The organism is Streptomyces sp. NPDC033270, assembly GCF_055576575.1.
On record NZ_JBVIRA010000001.1, the window covers coordinates 220,263 to 238,297 of the forward strand.

Annotated in this window: 17 protein-coding genes; 10 read left to right on the top strand and 7 right to left on the bottom strand. The window is 69.6% G+C overall.

Translation table 11 applies throughout. From position 1 onward, the window contains the following. Nucleotides 1-111: 111 nt before the first annotated feature. Complete coding sequence (locus ACZ5XZ_RS00970) at nt 112-1,539, bottom strand: FAD-binding oxidoreductase (protein ID WP_468973168.1); 1,428 nt, start codon at nt 1,537-1,539, stop codon at nt 112-114. 351 nt (nt 1,540-1,890) lie between these two features. On the opposite strand from ACZ5XZ_RS00970, the gene ACZ5XZ_RS00975 reads away from it, so the two are divergent. Genes ACZ5XZ_RS00975 through ACZ5XZ_RS00985 form a run of 3 tightly spaced genes read left to right on the top strand, consistent with a single transcriptional unit; the run spans nt 1,891 to nt 5,778 of the window. After that, nucleotides 1,891-3,918: a LodA/GoxA family CTQ-dependent oxidase gene (locus ACZ5XZ_RS00975; protein ID WP_468973171.1), complete on the top strand. Its 2,028-nt coding sequence runs from the start codon at nt 1,891-1,893 to the stop codon at nt 3,916-3,918. Further along, a complete protein-coding gene (locus tag ACZ5XZ_RS00980) occupies nt 3,915-5,042 on the top strand; it encodes an NAD(P)/FAD-dependent oxidoreductase (protein ID WP_468973174.1) in 1,128 nt (375 codons plus the stop codon). The genes ACZ5XZ_RS00975 and ACZ5XZ_RS00980 overlap by 4 nt, the downstream gene beginning before the upstream one ends. Before the next feature lie 16 nt (nt 5,043-5,058). After that, nucleotides 5,059-5,778, top strand: coding sequence for a hypothetical protein (locus ACZ5XZ_RS00985; protein ID WP_468973176.1), 720 nt, complete (start codon nt 5,059-5,061; stop codon nt 5,776-5,778). Between the two features lie 91 nt (nt 5,779-5,869). On the opposite strand, the gene ACZ5XZ_RS00990 is transcribed toward ACZ5XZ_RS00985, so the two are convergent. After that, entirely contained in the window at nt 5,870-7,453 is a 1,584-nt protein-coding gene (locus ACZ5XZ_RS00990) for a glycosyltransferase family 39 protein (RefSeq protein WP_468973178.1), read from the bottom strand. Nucleotides 7,454-7,614: 161 nt separating this feature from the next. Between ACZ5XZ_RS00990 and ACZ5XZ_RS00995 the strand changes: the two genes are divergently transcribed. Together ACZ5XZ_RS00995 and ACZ5XZ_RS01000 are read left to right on the top strand one after the other, a co-directional pair. Next, nucleotides 7,615-8,235 carry an L-threonylcarbamoyladenylate synthase gene (locus tag ACZ5XZ_RS00995; protein WP_468973181.1) on the top strand — a complete coding sequence of 207 codons (621 nt, stop codon included), beginning with the start codon at nt 7,615-7,617 and terminating at the stop codon, nt 8,233-8,235. Nucleotides 8,236-8,340: 105 nt separating this feature from the next. After that, nucleotides 8,341-9,162, top strand: coding sequence for a VOC family protein (locus ACZ5XZ_RS01000; protein WP_468973183.1), 822 nt, complete (start codon nt 8,341-8,343; stop codon nt 9,160-9,162). A 6-nt stretch (nt 9,163-9,168) separates the two neighbouring features. On the opposite strand, the gene ACZ5XZ_RS01005 is transcribed toward ACZ5XZ_RS01000, so the two are convergent. Both ACZ5XZ_RS01005 and ACZ5XZ_RS01010 read right to left on the bottom strand, forming a co-directional pair. Next, entirely contained in the window at nt 9,169-9,846 is a 678-nt protein-coding gene (locus ACZ5XZ_RS01005) for a TetR/AcrR family transcriptional regulator (protein ID WP_468973186.1), read from the bottom strand. A 97-nt stretch (nt 9,847-9,943) separates the two neighbouring features. Continuing rightward, entirely contained in the window at nt 9,944-10,198 is a 255-nt protein-coding gene (locus tag ACZ5XZ_RS01010; RefSeq protein ID WP_468973189.1) for a hypothetical protein, read from the bottom strand. Nucleotides 10,199-10,400: 202 nt separating this feature from the next. Between ACZ5XZ_RS01010 and ACZ5XZ_RS01015 the strand changes: the two genes are divergently transcribed. Both ACZ5XZ_RS01015 and ACZ5XZ_RS01020 read left to right on the top strand, forming a co-directional pair. Continuing rightward, entirely contained in the window at nt 10,401-10,961 is a 561-nt protein-coding gene (locus ACZ5XZ_RS01015) for a hypothetical protein (protein ID WP_468973191.1), read from the top strand. A 38-nt stretch (nt 10,962-10,999) separates the two neighbouring features. Next, nucleotides 11,000-11,479: a hypothetical protein gene (locus ACZ5XZ_RS01020; protein WP_468973194.1), complete on the top strand. Its 480-nt coding sequence runs from the start codon at nt 11,000-11,002 to the stop codon at nt 11,477-11,479. 102 nt (nt 11,480-11,581) lie between these two features. Here ACZ5XZ_RS01020 and ACZ5XZ_RS01025 read toward each other — a convergent pair whose 3' ends face one another. Genes ACZ5XZ_RS01025 through ACZ5XZ_RS01035 form a run of 3 tightly spaced genes read right to left on the bottom strand, consistent with a single transcriptional unit; the run spans nt 11,582 to nt 14,319 of the window. Next, nucleotides 11,582-12,883: a cation:proton antiporter gene (locus tag ACZ5XZ_RS01025; protein WP_468973197.1), complete on the bottom strand. Its 1,302-nt coding sequence runs from the start codon at nt 12,881-12,883 to the stop codon at nt 11,582-11,584. Further along, nucleotides 12,880-13,470 carry a nitroreductase family protein gene (locus ACZ5XZ_RS01030; protein WP_468973200.1) on the bottom strand — a complete coding sequence of 197 codons (591 nt, stop codon included), beginning with the start codon at nt 13,468-13,470 and terminating at the stop codon, nt 12,880-12,882. The genes ACZ5XZ_RS01025 and ACZ5XZ_RS01030 overlap by 4 nt, the downstream gene beginning before the upstream one ends. Before the next feature lie 39 nt (nt 13,471-13,509). After that, nucleotides 13,510-14,319, bottom strand: coding sequence for a 2OG-Fe(II) oxygenase family protein (locus tag ACZ5XZ_RS01035; protein WP_468973203.1), 810 nt, complete (start codon nt 14,317-14,319; stop codon nt 13,510-13,512). 581 nt (nt 14,320-14,900) lie between these two features. Here ACZ5XZ_RS01035 and besD point away from each other — a divergent pair. The 3 genes from besD to besB are packed head-to-tail and all read left to right on the top strand — an operon-like array spanning nt 14,901 to nt 18,018. Continuing rightward, on the top strand, nt 14,901-15,659 hold the full coding sequence (besD, locus tag ACZ5XZ_RS01040; protein ID WP_468973206.1) for an L-lysine 4-chlorinase BesD: 759 nt from the start codon (nt 14,901-14,903) through the stop codon (nt 15,657-15,659). A 41-nt stretch (nt 15,660-15,700) separates the two neighbouring features. After that, on the top strand, nt 15,701-16,474 hold the full coding sequence (gene besC, locus ACZ5XZ_RS01045) for a 4-chloro-allylglycine synthase BesC (RefSeq protein WP_468973209.1): 774 nt from the start codon (nt 15,701-15,703) through the stop codon (nt 16,472-16,474). Next, nucleotides 16,471-18,018: an L-2-amino-4-chloropent-4-enoate dechlorinase/desaturase BesB gene (besB, locus tag ACZ5XZ_RS01050; RefSeq protein WP_468973212.1), complete on the top strand. Its 1,548-nt coding sequence runs from the start codon at nt 16,471-16,473 to the stop codon at nt 18,016-18,018. Before besC ends, besB begins: the two co-directional genes overlap by 4 nt. The last annotated feature ends 17 nt before the right edge of the window (nt 18,019-18,035 follow it).

Consider the following 18,035-nt stretch of genomic DNA (forward strand, 5'->3'; position numbering starts at 1 on the left):
TTCTAAACCTCCCTCCCCCCCCCCCTCCACCCACAAAACACCCCCCCCCCCCCGAACCCCCCCCCCCCCCCCCCCCCCCCCCCCCCCCCCCCCCCCCCGCGGTGCGTGCGCTCAGGCCCGGGTCAGCCCCTGGGGGAAGCCGAACACCTCGTCCGGGTCGTAGTCGCGGGCGACGGAGCGCAGACGGTCCAGGTTCGGTCCGTAGTAGGCCGTCGGCCAGTCGGGCAGCGCCGGGTCGATGTAGTTCACATAACCGCCTCCCATGCCCAGGGAGGCGAGTTTGGTCACGACCTCGCCGACGCTGCGCGTCACTTCGGCTTCGGAGGCCGCCTTCGCGCCCGCGTAGATCTGCGCCGTGGCGAAGGCGTTGCGGTGCGGGAAGGCGGTCTGCTGGACGCCCACGTCGGCCACCGCACCACCGAGCGGGTCGAGGATCAGACTCATGCCCGCACGGCCGGTGAGCAGGCCGACCACGGCGCCCGGATCGGCGGCGGGCGAGCCGAGGACCCGTGAGGAGGCGACGAAGGACTCCCGGTCGGGCTTGCCGGAGAAGAAGCGCATGGCCTTGAAGTAGTCGCGGTCCTCGACCCGCTTCGTCGGTACGACGCCGCAGCGTGCGATCAGGTCGTCCAGCAGCGGATGGCAGGCGGTGCTCGGGCCGACGAAGCAGCCGACCACCGAGCAACTCGGTTTGGGCCCGCCGGAGATGTTGCAGTTCGCCCACAGCTCGCGGGGTGCTTCCTTGATCCACGGTTGCCATGCGGTCAGCACCGCCGGCACCTTGCCTTCGGGGAAGACGAGCTTGAAGATCGTCAGCGCCGGAGCCGGGTCGGTGGAGAAGGTGAACTGGGTGACGACCCCGAAGTTGCCCCCGCCGCCTCCGCGCAGCGCCCAGAACAGGTCCGGTGCCCGGGAGGCCGAGACGGTCAGGGCCCTGCCGTCCGCGGTGACGATCTCGGCGCCCACGAGGTGGTCGCAGGTGAGGCCGAACTTCCGTTGCAGTACGCCGATTCCGCCGCCCAGCGCCACCCCGGCGATGCCGACGGTGAAACAGGAGCCCGCGGGCATACAGCGGCCCGCCTGGCCGAGTGCGGTGTAGACGTCCCGCAGTGTGGCGCCGGCGCCTACGGTCGCGGTGCCGTCCTCCCGGACGTTCACGGCCGACATACGGCGCAGGTCGAGGGTGAGACCACCGTGCGGCGCCGAGTAGCCGACGTAGGAGTGGCCGCCGCTGCGGGCGGCCAGCGGAACCCGGTGGGCGGCCGCCAGCACCGCCTCGCGGACATCGGACACCGACTCGCACTGCGCCACCGCTGCGGGTACGTGGTCGTCGTTGAGCGGGTTGAAGAGCTTCCTGGCGTCCTCGAATCCGAGATCTCCGGGCCGCAGTAACGCTCCGCGCATCCGTTGGCGGAGGCCTGCCCAGTCCACGTTGGCCTGGAGGGCAGCCGTTCGTGCCGCGGTCCAGGTGGTGGTCTCCTCGGCTTTGTGGGCCTTGGTGCCGGCCCGGGGCGCATGGAACAGATGGTTCCGCGCCATGGTCACCATCTCCCTCTGGCGGTTCGAGGAAAGCGGGGGAGAACGGGCGAGCGCAGATATCCGCACGTCCGTTCGATGCGGATATGTTCACGCTAACACGGTGTGATCACCCCCTCCAGTCGAGAAGAGGGCGCCCTGTCGCGTGTCGGGCACGCCGGGCCGAAGTCCGCCGCCGCGCCGCCATCATCACGCTCCGTAGGACTTCTGGGGGCGGTTTTCGAGACACGCCGACTCGAAGGGGTGAATGCGTACACCCATTGTGACGCCTCCGCCTCGCTGCCCGGATTGGGGCGATCCTACGTTTGAGGCCTTCGGGGAGATATGTGCGTCCGCCCAAGGAAAGGCCCCTAGATGGACAACTCGACGGACCAGCAGATAGTCCAGGTGAAGATCCACCCGGCCATCGGCATCGCCCGGGTCGGCAACAGCCCCAAGCCGCCCTTCATCGGCCCCGAGTCACCGGACCAGCCGCCGCTGCCGCACGGCTCCTACAAGGACGGCTCGGGGAAGATCATCCGGCAGGCCGCCCGCTTCCGTCTCTACGGCTACAACCAGGCGGGGGAGGTCGTCAGGGAACTCACCCTGGACGACCCGGACGTGAGCGAGATCAAGTGGTCGGTGCACCTGGCCAACAAGAAGGCCGCCTGGTACCAGTTCCACATCCCGCTCGACATCCCCGAGGCCGGCAGCCTGACGACCGAGAAGCGGAGCCGGCGCAACGCCACCGTCACGGGCGCGGCGCGCAAGGGCCTCGTCAACGACCCCGGCCGCAAGACCATCCGCGCCTCCGCGCACGAGACCGCCACATTCGACGGCAAGATCATGCAAAAGCCGGTCTCCCTCGGCTCGGCCACCACCCAGGACAACGGCCGCCTGATGGTCGTCGGCGGCGTCGGCACCTCGGCCTCATGGGCCGAGAAAGAGCAGCCGATCACCGGCGTCGCCAACAACGACACCTGGTACGACGACGTCTCCGACGGCCCGGTCACGGCGGAGGTCACCATCGGCGGCGCCACCAAGACGGCTTCCCCGGCCTGGGTCGTGGTCGCCCCGCCGCACTACGCACCCGGCGTGAAGACCGTCCGGACCCTCTACGACGTGCTCTACGACGTGTACGTCACCGAGCAGACGCTGCCGGTCGAGCCGAAGCCGTCGTACCCGGACGACATCGAACCGCTGCTGACCCGCTTCTGCGACCTGCAATGGGTCAACCACGGCTTCGCCACCCAGTTCGGCTGGAAGGGCCCGCACGACTTCCGCCACCCGGACATGCGCAAACGGCTCGCCGACCCCGGCGACACCAGCCGCGAACTGCGCCGCCAGGTCTATATCCACATGCGCGACTACTGCCGGGACGGGATGTCCCCGCTGCCCTGGCCATGGCTCTACGGCGACGCCATGTCCAGCAAGCCCAACTCCGTCCGGCAGCACATCACGCTCTCGCCCACCCAGGACACGATGCTGGCGCTGTGGGCCGAAGGCCACTTCACCACCGGCCCGCCCCGCAAGGGATACCCGGACGTGGACCAGGCGCCCGTCACCGAACGGCCGGGCCTGCTGGACCGGGCCGCGCTGGAGAACTGCGCCGCCGACGCCTTCCACCCGGGCTGCGAGGTCACCTGGCCGATGCGGCACAAGACCATGTACTCCGAGCCCTTCCGCATCCTGCACCGCACGAGCCCGGAACCCGACTACGGCGATCACTTCAACCTCCAGGAGATGCTGGGGAAGAACGGTCCGCTGCACGCGCAGGGGCCGGGCGACCTCACCCGCTGGATGGCCGCTCCCTGGCAGTGCGACACGGCCAGCTGCCGCTCCGGTTATGAGGTACTCGCCAACCTGGGTCCCCGCTACAGCCCTTATCTGCCGACCTTCTGGCCCGCCCAGATGCCCAACCACGTACTGAAGATGTCGGACTTCCTCACCGTCAACACCAAGCCGAGCGGCGGTGACGACACCGCCAGGGAGAAGGCGTTCGAGAACCGCGCGGTGTGGCTGCGCGGCCTGACCGGCACCGATTTCAACAAGCAGCGCCGGCAGATGATCAGGGACTGGTACAAGTTCGGCATCGTCGAGCCCCATGAGTACACCGTGGGCGACGACAAGTTCCCCAAGTACATCCAGGTCGAGTCGGAGCCGGGATACGAAAGTGTCCCCGACCACGCCAACCTGATCAACATCCAGGTACCCGAGGCGGGCGTACCCCAACTGGCCGCCGTGGCCGGCACCTGGCGAGGCAGCATTCCGGCCGAGGACGTCGAGGCCGATCTCGTACAGCAGACGGTCCAGGAGGTCATGGCGGCGACCGGCCAGGACGAGGCGGCGATCGCCGCCGGATACCTGGAGAAGCTCGATCCCTTCCACGGCACCCAGCAGTGAGCCCCCCTCCCGCCTACGACGTCGTGGTCGCGGGTGGCGGCCCGGCCGGCTGCGCGGCGGCGCTCGCCCTCGCACGGGCCGGGCGCACGGTCCTGCTGGCGGACTCGGGCACCGGCCCGCCCAAGACGGGTGAGGCACTGGTGTCCGTGGGGCGGCTGCTCCTGGCCGACCTCGGCGTCGCCCAGCCGGTCCTGGCCACCGGCCATCTGCCCTGCCACGGCAACCTGTCCGCCTGGGGCTCCACCGAACTGCACGCCGTGGACTCCCTCAACGACCCCTACGGCCACGGCTGGCACCTCGACCGTCCGCTCTTCGACCGGCGGCTGCGCGCCGCGGCCCGCGAGTCGGGCACCGACGTCGCCGAGCACACCGCCGTACGGCGCCCCTCCCGGCAGCCGGACGGCACCTGGCGACTCGCCCTGTGCGACCGCTCCGGCGGCAGCGGGGAGCGCACGGTCCGCTGCCGCTGGGTGGTGGACGCCACCGGACGGGGCGCCGCGATCGCCGTCCGCTCCGGCGCCCGGCGGCGCCGCGACGACCGGCTGACCGCCCTCCACCTCACCCTCGACCCGGCCCCGCAGACCGCCCCCGACGGCCGTTCGCTGGTCGAGTCCGACCAGGACGGCTGGTGGTACACCGCGCTGCTGCCCTCCCGGCGGCGTCTGGTGGCCTACTTCACCGACCCCGACCTGCCCGGCGCCGCCGGTGGCGCCGAGCGGTTCCGCGACCGGCTGCTGGCGACCCGGCACATAGCGCACCGGGCTCGTCCGCACGGACTGAGCCCGCTGCCACCACCTCGCCGAGCCCCCGCGCACAGCGCACATCTGGACCGGGTGCACGGCGACGGCTGGACGGCGGCCGGCGACGCGGCGGTCGCCTTCGACCCGCTCAGCTCACAGGGCATTCTCACCGCCCTCTACACCGGGCTGAGCGCAGGTGAGGCGGTCCACGCCCGGCTGCGCGGCGACCGGTCGGCGCTGGCCGACTACGCGGCGAAGGTCACCACCGCCCGCACCGCCTACCAGCACGGCCACCGCGTCGTGCACGCCCAAGAGACCCGCTGGAGCGAACGGCCCTTCTGGGCCCGGCGCCGGCGCGACACCCAACCGAGCCCCACCCGATGAAAGGCGACCACGCACCATGACCAGCCACCCCGATTCCGACCACGCGGAACACCAGCACATCCACCGCTTCCTGATCCTGGGCAAGGAGAAGCTCTTCTTCTACCACCTGGCGCTGTACAACCCGCAGTCCGGCCACAACTACCAGGCGGTGTTCAGCTTCACCATCAAGGACAGCGGTGAGCTGAAGAAGATGTACCTCGACGACCGGGCCAAGCACGAGGACCAGCGGGTCTTCTACTCGCTGCGCTGTCCGCACCACTTCGAGCTCCCGGAGCTGCAGAACGGCAAGCAGTTCAAGGTCCACCTGGAGCGGGTCGTGGTGAAGCCGGACGGCAGCCGCGACTTCCAGCAGATGACCACGGCCGAGACCACGGTGGACTGCAAGAAGGAGGACGTGCTCTCCTTCCGCGAGCTGGGCGGCATGCCCTACCCCGAGTACCTCACCTACCTGGTGTTCGGCGAGGGCGACGAGATCCACCTCGCCCACCAGCTCGCGGAGCGCCCGAACTGGGACGAGGCCGTCACCATCGCCCCCATGAAGGCCATCGACGCGGCGACGCTGAAGAAGGTCCCGACCCTGGTCATCGACTCGATCCAGGACGCCCACGGCAAGCTGGTCGAGAGCCCGTTGAAGAAGGGCCAGCAGTACCAGGGCAAGCTCAACGGGAACGGCGCGACGGTCGACTTCACCGTCGGACGCCAGGGCTGGTGGAACCACACCAGCCTCAACAGCTGACCCACACCACACCACCGAGTCTCTCCCTGGCCCGGGTCGCGACACCGTTCGCGGCCCGGGCCAGCCGGGGCGACACCCCCAGGGCCCGCAGCTACCGGGCCCGCACGTACACCGTCACCCGGCGGCCTCCCGTCTCGGCGACGCCGGTGGCGGTGAAGTGCCGGTCGAGAACGGCGCGTTTGACCATGTCGCGGGGCGAGGGCGGAACCGGGGAGGAGCCGCCGCTCTTGCCGTCGGCGTCGCTGACGACGACGAGGCGCCGGTGGGCGAGCATGGCGGCCCGGATGCGTTCGGGGGCCGCCTCGACGCCGTACAACGTCCCGGAGGCGACCGGGCTTTTCGCCAGCGCGACATCGTCGAGCCCGCGGAACGCGCCGGGCGTGACGAGCGCGGCATCCCGCCGCTGGTCGGGCAGGAACACCACACCGTCCCCCGGGTGAGCGAGCCTTGCGACCTTGTGGGCGACCACCCGTACGTCATCCGTCCGGCTCGCCCAGGTCCGCAGGCCCACCTCCAGCGGCAGCAGCGCCAGGAACACGACCGCCATGACCCCGGCGAGCAGCGTCCCGCCCCGCACCCGGCCCCAGTCGCGGCCCCGCGCCCGGGCGTACGCCGGCACCGCCCGCACCGCCCAGGCGACGGTGGAACCGACCAGCAGCGACAGCCCGATGTACGTGAAGAGCACATAGCGGTCGACATAGAGCGGCTCGACGAGCAACGAGGCCAGCAGCAACCCCAGCTGCGGCACGGCGAGCAGCGGCAGCCCCACCGGGACCGGCGACGGCCCCTCCGGTGCGCGGCGCGGTATTCGGGCGCACACCAGGCCGACCGCCAGCATCGCGGTCACGCCCAGCAGGCTGGCGGCGGAGGCCGGCGGTATCCACGCCACCTGCGACGCCTGCGGACGGCTGGCGAGTATCAGCGTTAGCGTCCCCGGCACGATCACCACCGCGGTCGTCAACCACCGTGACAGCAGCGGGCGTCGGCCGCGGCGCCGGGCGAGGACGACGCTCACCCCGTGGGCCGCCCACGCGAACAGCGAGAGCCAGTTGAGCAGCGCGGTGACGAGCATGACCGCCGCGTAGGCGCCCCAGCGCCACCCCCAGGCGCCCCGCCAGCGGCGGCCGTCGCGGGCGGCCGTGGGCCCCGCCGGGTACACCGCGCCCACCAGCAACCAGGTCGCCACCGCCACCCCCGCCGCGACCAGCGCGAAGGACCGTCCCTCCTGCGCATACCGCTGCATCACCGGCAGCAGGGCCAGCACCAGTCCGGCCGCGAGTCCGGCCAGCGGGCCGGCGAGCCGGCGACCGGTCGCCGCGGTGGCCGCCACGGCGACGACCAGGCCCAGCACCGAAGGCAGCCGCAGCGCTGCCAGACTCGCTCCGAAGACCTCGAACACGGTGTGGATCAGCAGGTAGTAGAGCCAGTGGACGACATCGACCTGCCCGACCAGATGCCAGATCTCGGGTATGGACCGCCGCGCCACCTCCCATGTGGCGGCCTCGTCCCGCCAGATGGCGTCCTGGCGGCGCAGTCCCCACAGCCCCAGTACGAGTGCCAGCAGCGCGGGCACCCCGCAGACCAGCAGGCTCCGCGCCCGGGGCGCTCCGACGCGGCCGCGGGCGGCGCTCCCCCCGAGGACGGCGGTGGTTCCGTGGCCAAGATCGAGAGACATGCCGGGCACTCTATACATGATGCATACAAGGCACGCCTGAGTACGCAGCCGCAGCGCACGCCCCGATCACCCTGACCCATCGGACAGGCCCTGGGATCCACCACACCAGGCGCCGCAGGACGATCCACCAGGAATCACGGGACAGCCCGTAGACTCGCCGGATGGCGAAGTATTTCGACGTGCACCCGGAGAATCCCCAGCGGCGCACCCTCAGCAGTGTGGCCGACAGCATCCGCTCAGGCGCTCTCGTCGTGTACCCGACGGACTCCTGCTTCGCGCTGGGATGCCAGCTGGGAAGCCGTGACGGCATCGACCGGATCCGCTCGATCCGCAACCTCGACGACCGCCACCACTTCACCCTCGTATGCCAGAACTTCGCGCAGCTGGGGCAGTTCGTGCACGTCGACAACGACGTGTTCCGCACCGTCAAGGCCGCGACCCCGGGCAGCTACACCTTCATCCTCCCCGCGACGAGGGAGGTACCGCGCCAGCTGCTGCATCCGAAGAAGAAGACGGTCGGCGTCCGGATTCCCGACCATGTCGTCGCGCAGGCCCTGCTGGCCGAGCTGGGTGAGCCGCTGCTCTCCAGCACCCTGCTCCTGCCCGACGAGGACGAGCCGATGACGCAGGGGTGGGAGATCAAGGAGCGGCTCGACCATGTCGTGGACGCGGTGGTCGACTCGGGCGACTGCGGCACCGAACCGACCACGGTCATCGACTTCTCCGGCGGCGGATTCGAGATCGTACGCCGAGGCGCGGGCGACACCGCGCGGTTCGAGTAGCCGCAGCCAGGCCGGGCCTCCCCGGACGATCCCGCCGCGGTGCTCCCCGCGCGGCCGGGACGGCCTGCGCCTAGCGTGGGAAGTCGGAGAGGAGTGAGCCACACCATGTCCGATTTCCCCGAAGGCGCCCCCTGCTGGGCGGACGCCATGTTCAAGGACGTCGAGGGCGCCAAGAGCTTCTACGGCGAGGTGCTCGGGTGGACGTTCGGCGAGGCCTCCAGCGAGTACGGCAACTACATCCAGGCCTACTCCGGCGGCAAGGCCGTCGCCGCCGTCGTCCCGCCGATGCCCGGCAGTGAGGACTCGCCCTCCGCCTGGTGTCTGTACTTCGCCTCCTCCGACGTGAACAAGACCGCCGAGAAGATCAAGGGGGCGGGCGGCACCCTCCTCATGGAGCCGATGCAGGTCGGCCCCTTCGGCTCGATGGCACTCGCCAAGGAGCCCAGCGGTGCCGTCTTCGGTGTGTGGCAGGCCGGCGAGCACCACGGGTTCGAGAAGACGGCCGAACCCGGCGCGTACTGCTGGGCCGAGCTCTTCACCCGCCGGCCGGACGCGGCCGACGACTTCCTGAAGAAGGTCTTCCCCTACTCCGCGCGGAAGATGGAGCCCGGTGACGACCCCGAGGCCCAGGGCATGGACTTCAAGGTCTTCAGCCTCGGCGGCACCGACAACCCGGTGCTGGGCCGGATGAAGATGGGCGAGGAGTTCCCGAAGGAGATCCCCAGCTACGTCCAGATCTACTTCGACGTCGAGAACTGCGACGATGCCGTCGGCAAGGCCAGGAAGCTCGGCGGCCAGCTGCACTTCGGCCCGATGGACACCCCGTTCGGCCGCTTTGCCGCCCTCACCGACCCGCAGGGCGCGGCGTTCGCGGTGATCGACATGCGCACGACGGTCGGCGAGATGCCGCAGATGAGCGAGGCGTAGCGGGCGTCAGCCCGTATCCCCGTCCCTGTCCGTGTCCCTGTCCGTGGCCGCGTTGCGTACGGCGTAGCCGAGGGCGCGCTCGCCCAGCATCTCCTCGACGAGGTCGAGGAGTTCCAGCGCGGCCTCGGCGATCTCGTCGGGTTTCTCACCCGCCTCGATGCGCCGGCCGATCTCGCTGTAGAGCAGTGCGTGGAACCAGCCGATCTGGCTGGCCACCAGGCGCGGTGTCTGGTCGCCCGGGGCGGCCGCGGTCTCCTCGGAGAGGACGTGGGCGAGCGCCTCGGTCATCTGCCGGCCGAGGTCCTCCAGGCGGGCGGTGAGGGTGGGGGCGGCCCGCATCATGGTGAAGACGCGGCCGAAGCCCGCGGTCAGGCCCACCTTGCGGTCACGGCGCCGCAGTTCGTCCCGGAGGTGGTCGAGTACGGCCCGCGCGGCGGACGCGCCCGGCTGCCGGTCGCGGACGATGTCGGCGAGCCGCTGCGGGGACGCCTGGTCGGGCGGCAGGACGAGGTCTTCCTTGGCCTCGTAGTAGTTGTAGAGGGTGTTGACCGAGACCTCCGCCGCCGCCGCGACCTCGGCGATGGTGACGTGGTCGAAGCCCCGCTCCACGAACAGGCCGATCGCCACGTCGGAGATGCGCTGCCGCGTCTGCCGCTTCTTGCGTTCCCGCAGCCCTTCGCTCATGCCGCAACCCTAGGGCCTGTCCGATGGGCCATGGCGGGGGCCCTGACCCATCGGACAGGCCCTCATCGCCTTACCGCAGCGCACTCGCTCCCTCGGCTCAGCCGAAGAACACCAGCAGCAGGGACACCACGGTGACGACGGCGGCGCCGAGCGCAAAGCCGGTGATCACCTTCCGCTGCCAGGGTGCGAGACGGCCACCGCGCAGCGCGCTCCCCATCCGGCCGTACTGATCGATCCGCCCCGTCGGCGTGAGCGGGTCCGTCGGCCCCTGAGGCATGCCCTGGGTCCAGTCGGGTCCCGGCTGCGGGTAGCGTCGTCGCCACCCCTCGTCCTGTCGCCACGGCAGTGTCATCTGTTGCTCCTTGCGCCTTGCTCGTTGCTCCGTGCTTCCGTTCCATGCCCTCGGCTACCCCGGCTCCGTCGTACGATGCGGCCGGACCGCAGCCGTTCGCGCAGGTGAGGAGGTCGGCCTCGCGGGTGGGCAATTCAGTTGCACGGTCAACCACCTACCCGGGTTCTAAGCTGGGAAGGAGCCCATGTAGGGAGGTTCGCCGATGTCAACAGGCACCCTTCTGGCGATCATCATTCCCATTGTGGTGGTGCTTGCGCTGCTCGCCGTCGGGATCACGCTGTACGTGCGACGACGGAACCAGCTCCGTGAACGCTTCGGACCGGAGTACGAACGCACCGTCGAATCCGCCGACAGCCGGCTGGCCGGTGAGCGGGAGCTGAGATCACGCGAGAAGCGCCACGACTCGCTGGACATCAAGCCGCTGCCCAGCAGCAGCCGCGAGCGGTACAGCCGCGACTGGGTCAGCGTGCAGGAGGAGTTCGTCGACCGTCCGGAAACGGCTGTGCACGATGCGGACCGTCTGGTGACGTCGCTGATGCACGAGCGGGGCTACCCGACCGAAGACTTCGACCAGCAGCTACGGGACCTCTCCGTCGAGCACGGCCGCACACTGGAGCACTACCGCGCCGCCCACGAGGTCGACGCGCTCGGTACGCAGCACAAGGCGACCACCGAGCAGCTGCGGGGCGCCATGGTCCACTACCGCGCCCTCTTCGACGAATTGCTCTCCGACGGTGGCCAGGCACGCCACGCCCCCGCCTGAACGCACACCGCCCGCTACGACACCCAAGGGACGAAGAAATGCCACAAGCACCCGACACCGGTCACAAGACGGGTGGACTGACCACCGAGGATCTGGCCCAGCCCGGCGGGCCCGAGCCGCCTCCGGACGAGGAACTGCAAGCGACCGCCGACGCCCCCAATCTCCCTGGCGAGGCCACCGCCGTGCACACGGAAGCCTCGACGGCGCCCGCCCCTGAGGGTGCAGGCGCCGCCGAGGAAGAGGAAGAGGCTCCGCAGCTCCTTTCGCCCGAGGACGCCGACGGGTTCCGCAGCCGCTGGCAGGAGCTTCAGAGCAGGTTCGTGGACGACCCGCGCGACGCCGTGCAGGGTGCCGACGCACTGGTCGCAGAGGTCATGCAGAGCCTTGCCGCGACGTTCGCCGACCACAAGCAGACGCTGGAAGAACAGTGGAACCGCGGCGATCAAGTGGACACCGAGGGCCTGCGCCTGGCACTGCGCCATTACCGGGCCTTCTTCAACCGCCTGCTCACTGAGTAGTCTCGTCGATCGGCAGGCGCCCGCCGCCACCAAAATCGGGGCGACGGCAACCGGGCGTGCCTTCGACCACGCGCCGACCTGCGAAGAACCGGCTGAGCCCGGTCAATGCCGTTGTGGCGGCGGGCCCTCCAGACTCGGCTCGGAGAACGCGGCGAGGTCGCGGCGGCGCAGCTCCTCTTCCTGGGTCTGTTCGATCCTGCGCATCGCGATACGCAGGACGGGGGGAGCCATCACCGAGGTCACGACCGCGACCAGGACGACGATGGTGTAGGTGGCCGTGGTCAGTACACCCAGGCGCAGGCCCGCCGTGGCGACGACGATCTGGATGACACCGCGCGCGTTCATCCCCGCGCCCATGGCCAGCGCTTCCCACACCCCGAGCCGGGCGAGACGCGCCCCGAGGAACGCGCCGGCGAACTTCCCGAACACGGCGACCGCCAGCACCACCAGTGCGGCGACCGCCACCACGGGATGAGCCAAGGCGGCCAGGTCGATGTGCAGGCCCGCGGTGGCGAAGAACAGGGGGGCGAACACCGCCATGACGACCGCCCGGAGCGGAGCGAGCTTCCTGAGGTCGACGTTGCTTCCGGAGCCGATGAGCACGCCGCCGATGAACGCACCGAGCATGGCCTCGAGGCCGAGCGACTGCGTGGCGGCGGCGCCCAGTACGAGGACCGTCGTGACCACGGCGATCGTGGGAGCGGTATCGCCGGCCCGTTCCGCCATGGCCAGTGCCCGGCGCACCAGGGGCCGGGCGACGGACAGTGCCAGGATCACCACGCCCGCCATGTACCCGACGGAGATGAGCACATGGCCGGCCTGGACCTGGCCGCCGGCCATGGCCGACACCACCGCCAGCAGCAGCCAGCCGATGGCGTCGTCCACCATGCCGGCCCCGAGAATGAGCTGCCCCACGGTGCGATGAAGCAGGCGCATATCGGCGAGGATCTTGGCGATCACGGGGATGGCGCTGACGCACAGGGCCACACCGAGGAACGCCGCGAACACCGGCTGCTCGCTTTCCACGGCGACCAGTGACGACGGCAGCCAGAACCCCACCGCCACCCCGAGCCCCAGCGGTACCAGCAGCCCCGTGGTGCCCACGGCCAGGGTCGCCGCTCTCCTGCGGCGAAGCATCTTCGTATCGATCTCGATACCGGTGGTGCCCACCAGGAGCACGACGCCGAGCTGTCCGAGCGAGTCCAGGGGGCCGTGCGGCACGGCCGCGTCGGGCAGCCAGGACGACAGGGCGGGGACGGCATGGCCGAGCACCGAGGGGCCCAGCAGGATCCCCGCGCACAGCTCACCGACCACGGGCGGCATGCCGACGCGTACGGCCAGCCGTCCCAGCACCAGGGCCGTGGCCAGCAGCACGCCGACCTGTACGAGCAGTCCGCCGCTCATTCCGCGCCGACCACTTCCCGGGGCCCGCCCGTCGCCCGCACGGCGGTCACGGCCTCGAAGACCGAGACCCGGTCCGAGATGTCGGGAAGCGGCCTGCGCTGCCGGAGGCCCCCCGGAGGCGTACCGATGTCCAGGGAGCCCAGTAGCCGTTCCTCTTCCGCCATGTGTAACAGGCCGCGGAGTTCGGGGCTGGTGCACAGCCGGCCGGTGCGCCAGATGCTGCCGTAGCCACGGGCGTGCAGCAGCATCATGAGCGCGTGCGTCATGGAGCAGCTGGCGGCGAGCTGCTCCCATTCAGGAATCTTGTGTTCCGGAACGGGGGCGAAGACCAGGAGCGCCCGCAGCGGCGGCTCCGGGACGCTGCCCGAGCCCTTCGCGACGGCGCGGGGTTCCCTGGGGACCAGCGTGCGAGCCAGAGCGGCGCGCGCTTCACCGCGCACCAGTATCCAGCGCCAGGGGCGCAGCCTGCCATGATCGGGCGCTGTGGCCGCACCGCGGAGGAGGTAGTGGAACTCCTCGTCGCTCGGGGCGGGTTGGGAGAGTATCTTCTCGCTCCTGCGGGTGACGATCGCGGTCATGACGTCCATGGGGCGTCGGTTCCTTCCAGGTCGTGTGGCAGGGCGGAGTCAGGACCAGGCGACCAGATCACCCGCCGGGGTGAGGCCGAGGAAGAACGTCACGGTGATCCGCCGCCGGCCCTCCCCGCCCTGCCCGTTCGGCAGCACGCGGTGGTAGTGGTTGGGGTTGAACAGCAGGGCGTCACCGTGGCCAGGGGCGATGGTGACGCCCCGACAGCCGTCCACCACACGGGGGTCGTACCCGTACCGTCGGCGGTGGACGTCGTCGGACGCCTCCCAGCGGTGCTGCCACAGGCTCGTCCCACCGCCCTCTTCCGGTACCACCAGGTAGGCGTTGTAGGTGAGCTGGGAGACGATCTCCTGATCGAAGAGGCCACCCGGGTACTCGAGGTGGATGTCGTCGTAGTGCAGCAGTGTGCCCGCGTTGATCTCGCGCATCATCCCCACGAAGGCGGGCCGCCCACCGATGGTGGCGGTCGTCACCTCCGCCCCCCATGCCCTGCCGAGCATGTCCAGCGATATCAGGGTTGGATCCGGAACCATGCCGGCCTCCCGCCACATCCGCTCCGCGGCGTCGGCGTCCGGCCAGTAGCGATCCGCCTGCAGCACACCCTGGGGAGTCCGGTAGTCGTTGAGGGCCGGGCCGAACCTCGTCATGGCGACCCGGACCGGGTAGTAGTCGACCGTGGGCAGACGGTGCAGTGCGGCCGTCATGCTGTCGAGGGTCGCCCGGTCGAAGAAGCCGGGAATGCGGGCCGCGGCGAGTTTGCCCGCCGCGATATCGGTGATGTGCTGCCTGGAGAAGGCGGAGACGTCCTCGGCGGAGAAACTCGGACCAAGCGCTGTGCTGGGCATCATGCCTCCACATCCGATATCAGGACTTGGTGCCGGGACTTGCAAAAGGGCAAGGCAGAGCAGCGACTTCGCACACGGGGACGCATGGGCTCCTGAACATTGGCGGCGCATCGGGCAGGGACGGTCGTCAACTCCCGGCATGAGGAGCCTGGTGGATGTCGGACGCACCACGGTATGCCCCGCTGATTATTCGCGCGAGTGGGCGGTGTGGCAACGGGCTCTGGATAGAACGTGGTCGCCGAGCCGTCGAGAGGTGGAAAATGGCCGTCGTGCGATTCACGCCACGTTAATCGAACGATGGACTGGTGGGCGGCCCGGAAGATCCATCGTGTCGTACCTGGAACGCCCGTCTGCCCATACCCCTGAAGTCGATCAACCGCGACTTCGTGGTCCGACACCTGTCGCGCTTCCCCAACCCGCGATAATCGTCTCCCGAGTTGACCGGAATTCACGCCTTCACGTGATCGCGTGGTTGATCAGGGCCGGGAAACGCACCTACGGTCCTGAACGCGCGTGCCACCAGGCACCACCTCTGATCAGTGCAGCCGATCCCGCATTCACCAGCCGAACATCGGAGACCCTTCGTGAGCGGTAACGGACTTGGCCCCAAGAGCGTCTGCACCCCGCTGGACAACAGCGAAATCCGCCGGATGTCGCACCATTACCACCGGTACGGAATCGCCACCGTAACCGACCTGATCGAAGAGCACACACGTCAACTGGTGCGCGCCGAAGCGGAACGCCTCCTTGAGAAGCACGCCGAGCGACGCGACTTACGCCTCCAGACCACCGGCTACACCCGCCGCTCCATGTCCGTGGTGCCCAGCGAGATGATCGCGGCCAACAGCGAACTGGTGACCTCGCTCTACGCGAACCCCGACCTCTTACGCGCTCTCGAAACCCTCGCCGGCGAGAAGTTGCACCCTTGCCCCAAGGCCGACGAGGAGTTCCTGATCACTCGCCAGGAACAGCGTGGGGACACGCACGGATGGCACTGGGGCGACTTCAGCTTCGCTCTCATCTGGGTGCTCCTGGCACCGCCGATCGACGTCGGCGGCCTGCTCCAGTGCGTACCCCACACCACATGGGACAAGGCATCACCGCGGATCAACAACTATCTCGCCGAAAACCCCATCAACACCTACCACTTCGCTTCGGGAGACGTGTACTTCCTGCGGACCGACACCACGCTGCACCGCACGATCCCGCTGCGCGAGGACACCACCCGCATCATCCTGAACATGACGTGGGCGGGCGACCGGGACCTGAAGCGCGAGCTCGACGCGGATGACCGGTGGTGGGACGACGCCAATGTCTCGGCGGCGTCCGCCATCAAGAAGTGACAGCACCCGACGCCGATTCCCGTCCACGAAGAGAGACGACGATGACCGAGCTGAACACCCCGGACTCCACCACCACAGCCGTATGGGACCACTTCGACAACGTCGAACCAGGAATCCGCCGCCGGATAGCCGTCCAGGACCCGGCAATCAAGGAATACCTGGACGGCATGCTGGCCCGCATCGCCGGGCACCGTGGTGTCGAACACCCCTACCTGAACGCCTACCGCACCACGCGGCTCTCCCCCGAGCAAGAACGCCTCATGTACAGCGAGTGCCACTACTTCTTCCGCCATCTCCCCTTCTACATCACCGGGATGGCGATCAAGACCCGGGACGAGATGATCCTCCGGGAGATCATCCTGAACGTGGCCGACGAGGTCGGCGGCGACCCGACGCACTCCGTCCTTTTCGGCGATTTCCTCGCCCGGATCGGAATCGACAAGGAACACCTCGACCGTTACGAGCCGCTGGAGGTCACCAAGCGGCTGAACGACGGAATCCGGATTCTCTACACCGAATCGTCGATCCACAAGGCCCTCGGTGCGCTGTACGCCGACGAGACCATGTCGTCCATCATGGTCTCCAAGATCAATGACGGGCTGGGCAACCAGGGCTACGACAAGGACCTGCGCCACTTCTGGCAACTGCACATCGACGTCGAGGTGGGCCACAGCAACTCCGTCTTCAACGCGATCGCTCCCTATGTGGGATCGCCGGCCACCCGGACGGAGTTCGAGGAGGGCGCCTTCGAATTCCTCGGACTCGTGGAGCGCTACTGGGACGGCGTGCAGCAGCTCGTGGGCCTCGAGGTATGACCCTCGAAGCATCCGGGGAGTCCGGGGACATCGGGTCGGCCCGCGGCCTGCGGCACATCGCCGCAGGCCGGCCCGTCCCCGGCTCCATCCACTCGGTGTCCGTCTCGATCCCCGACGTCGCGGCGGTCGTCGGCTACGAGTCGGACGACGCGGCCACCCGGAGCCGCATCTCCTGGGGCTATCCGCGCTTCCGTACTCATCCGTATGTGACACGGGTGGCGGGGCTCCTCGCGCAGGACGGCATCGGACCGGGCGAGGGCCTCGTCCTGGCCCGCTCGGCACGAGCCGCGGGGGCCGCCGCGGCGTACGCCGGACTCTCCCCTGACGCCGCGTTCGACAGACACGGCCTGCACGGGGTGCGGCTCCCCGCCGACGGTCCCTCGGCCGCACGGGTCCGCGCATACGTACAGCACACGGGTAGCCACCTGTCCTCGCGCGAGGCGGAAGACGTCCTGCTGGACGCCGGTCTGATCGAGAGCCGGCAAGCCGAGGCCGCGGTGGAGGAAGCGCCCTCGGAAGCCGTCAGGGCTGTCCTCGCCCACGCCTACGGTGTGCGCGACACAGCGGACGTATCGCTGCACAACAGCGGCATGAACGCCGTGGCGGCGGCCATCGCCGCGGTCTCCGGGATCCAGCGGGAGAACGGCCGGCGCAGATGGCTCCAGCTCGGCTGGATCTTCTTCGACACCATGAGCCTGTTGGAGAAGCGCGTCATCGACGTCGAACACACCACGGTCCCCGACCCGTTCGACCTGCCGGAGATCGCCCGTGTCGCCGACGCGCACGCCGGGGAGCTCGCCGGCATCATCGCGGAGGTGCCGAGCAATCCGAGCCTGCGCGCCCCGGACATCCCGGCCCTGCGGGAGATCGCCGCCCGGGCGGGCTGCGCGCTGGTGGTCGACGCGACGATCGCCACCCCCTACAACGTCGATGTGCTTCCCCACGCCGACGTGGTCTGCGAGAGCCTCACCAAGTACGCCACCGGATCGGCCGACGTCCTGATGGGCGCGGCCGTGGTCAACCCGGACTCCTCCTTCGGACCGGACCTGCGCACCGAGCTGCCGCGCCACGGCGACGAGCCCTACCACCGCGACACGGCACGCGTGGCGGCCCGGATCCGCGGCTACGCGGAACGTATGGACCGGGTGAACGCCAACACCCTTGCCCTCGCCGCCTGCCTCGCACGCCACGACAGGGTCGTCCGACGCGTCGACTGGGCGTACGACGCACGTTCCGAGGGCAACTACCGCAAGGTCGAACGCCGGTCCGACGCACCGGGGGGCCTGCTCATGATGGACCTCAAAGTCCCGCTGGAGCAGGTGTACGACCGCCTCGCGGTTGCCAAGGGCCCCAGCTTCGGTGCCGAGTTCACGATGGCGTCACCGCAGATCTTCATCGCGCACTACGACCTGCTCTCGACGCCCGAGGGCCGTGCCGCTCTGCGGGCCAGAGGGCTGCACCGGGACATGCTGCGGATATCCGTCGGCACCGAGGAGCCGGAGCGCATCGTGGAGACCTTCGAGCAGGCCCTGCGCCAACTCTGAGCGAGATGAACCGCCCT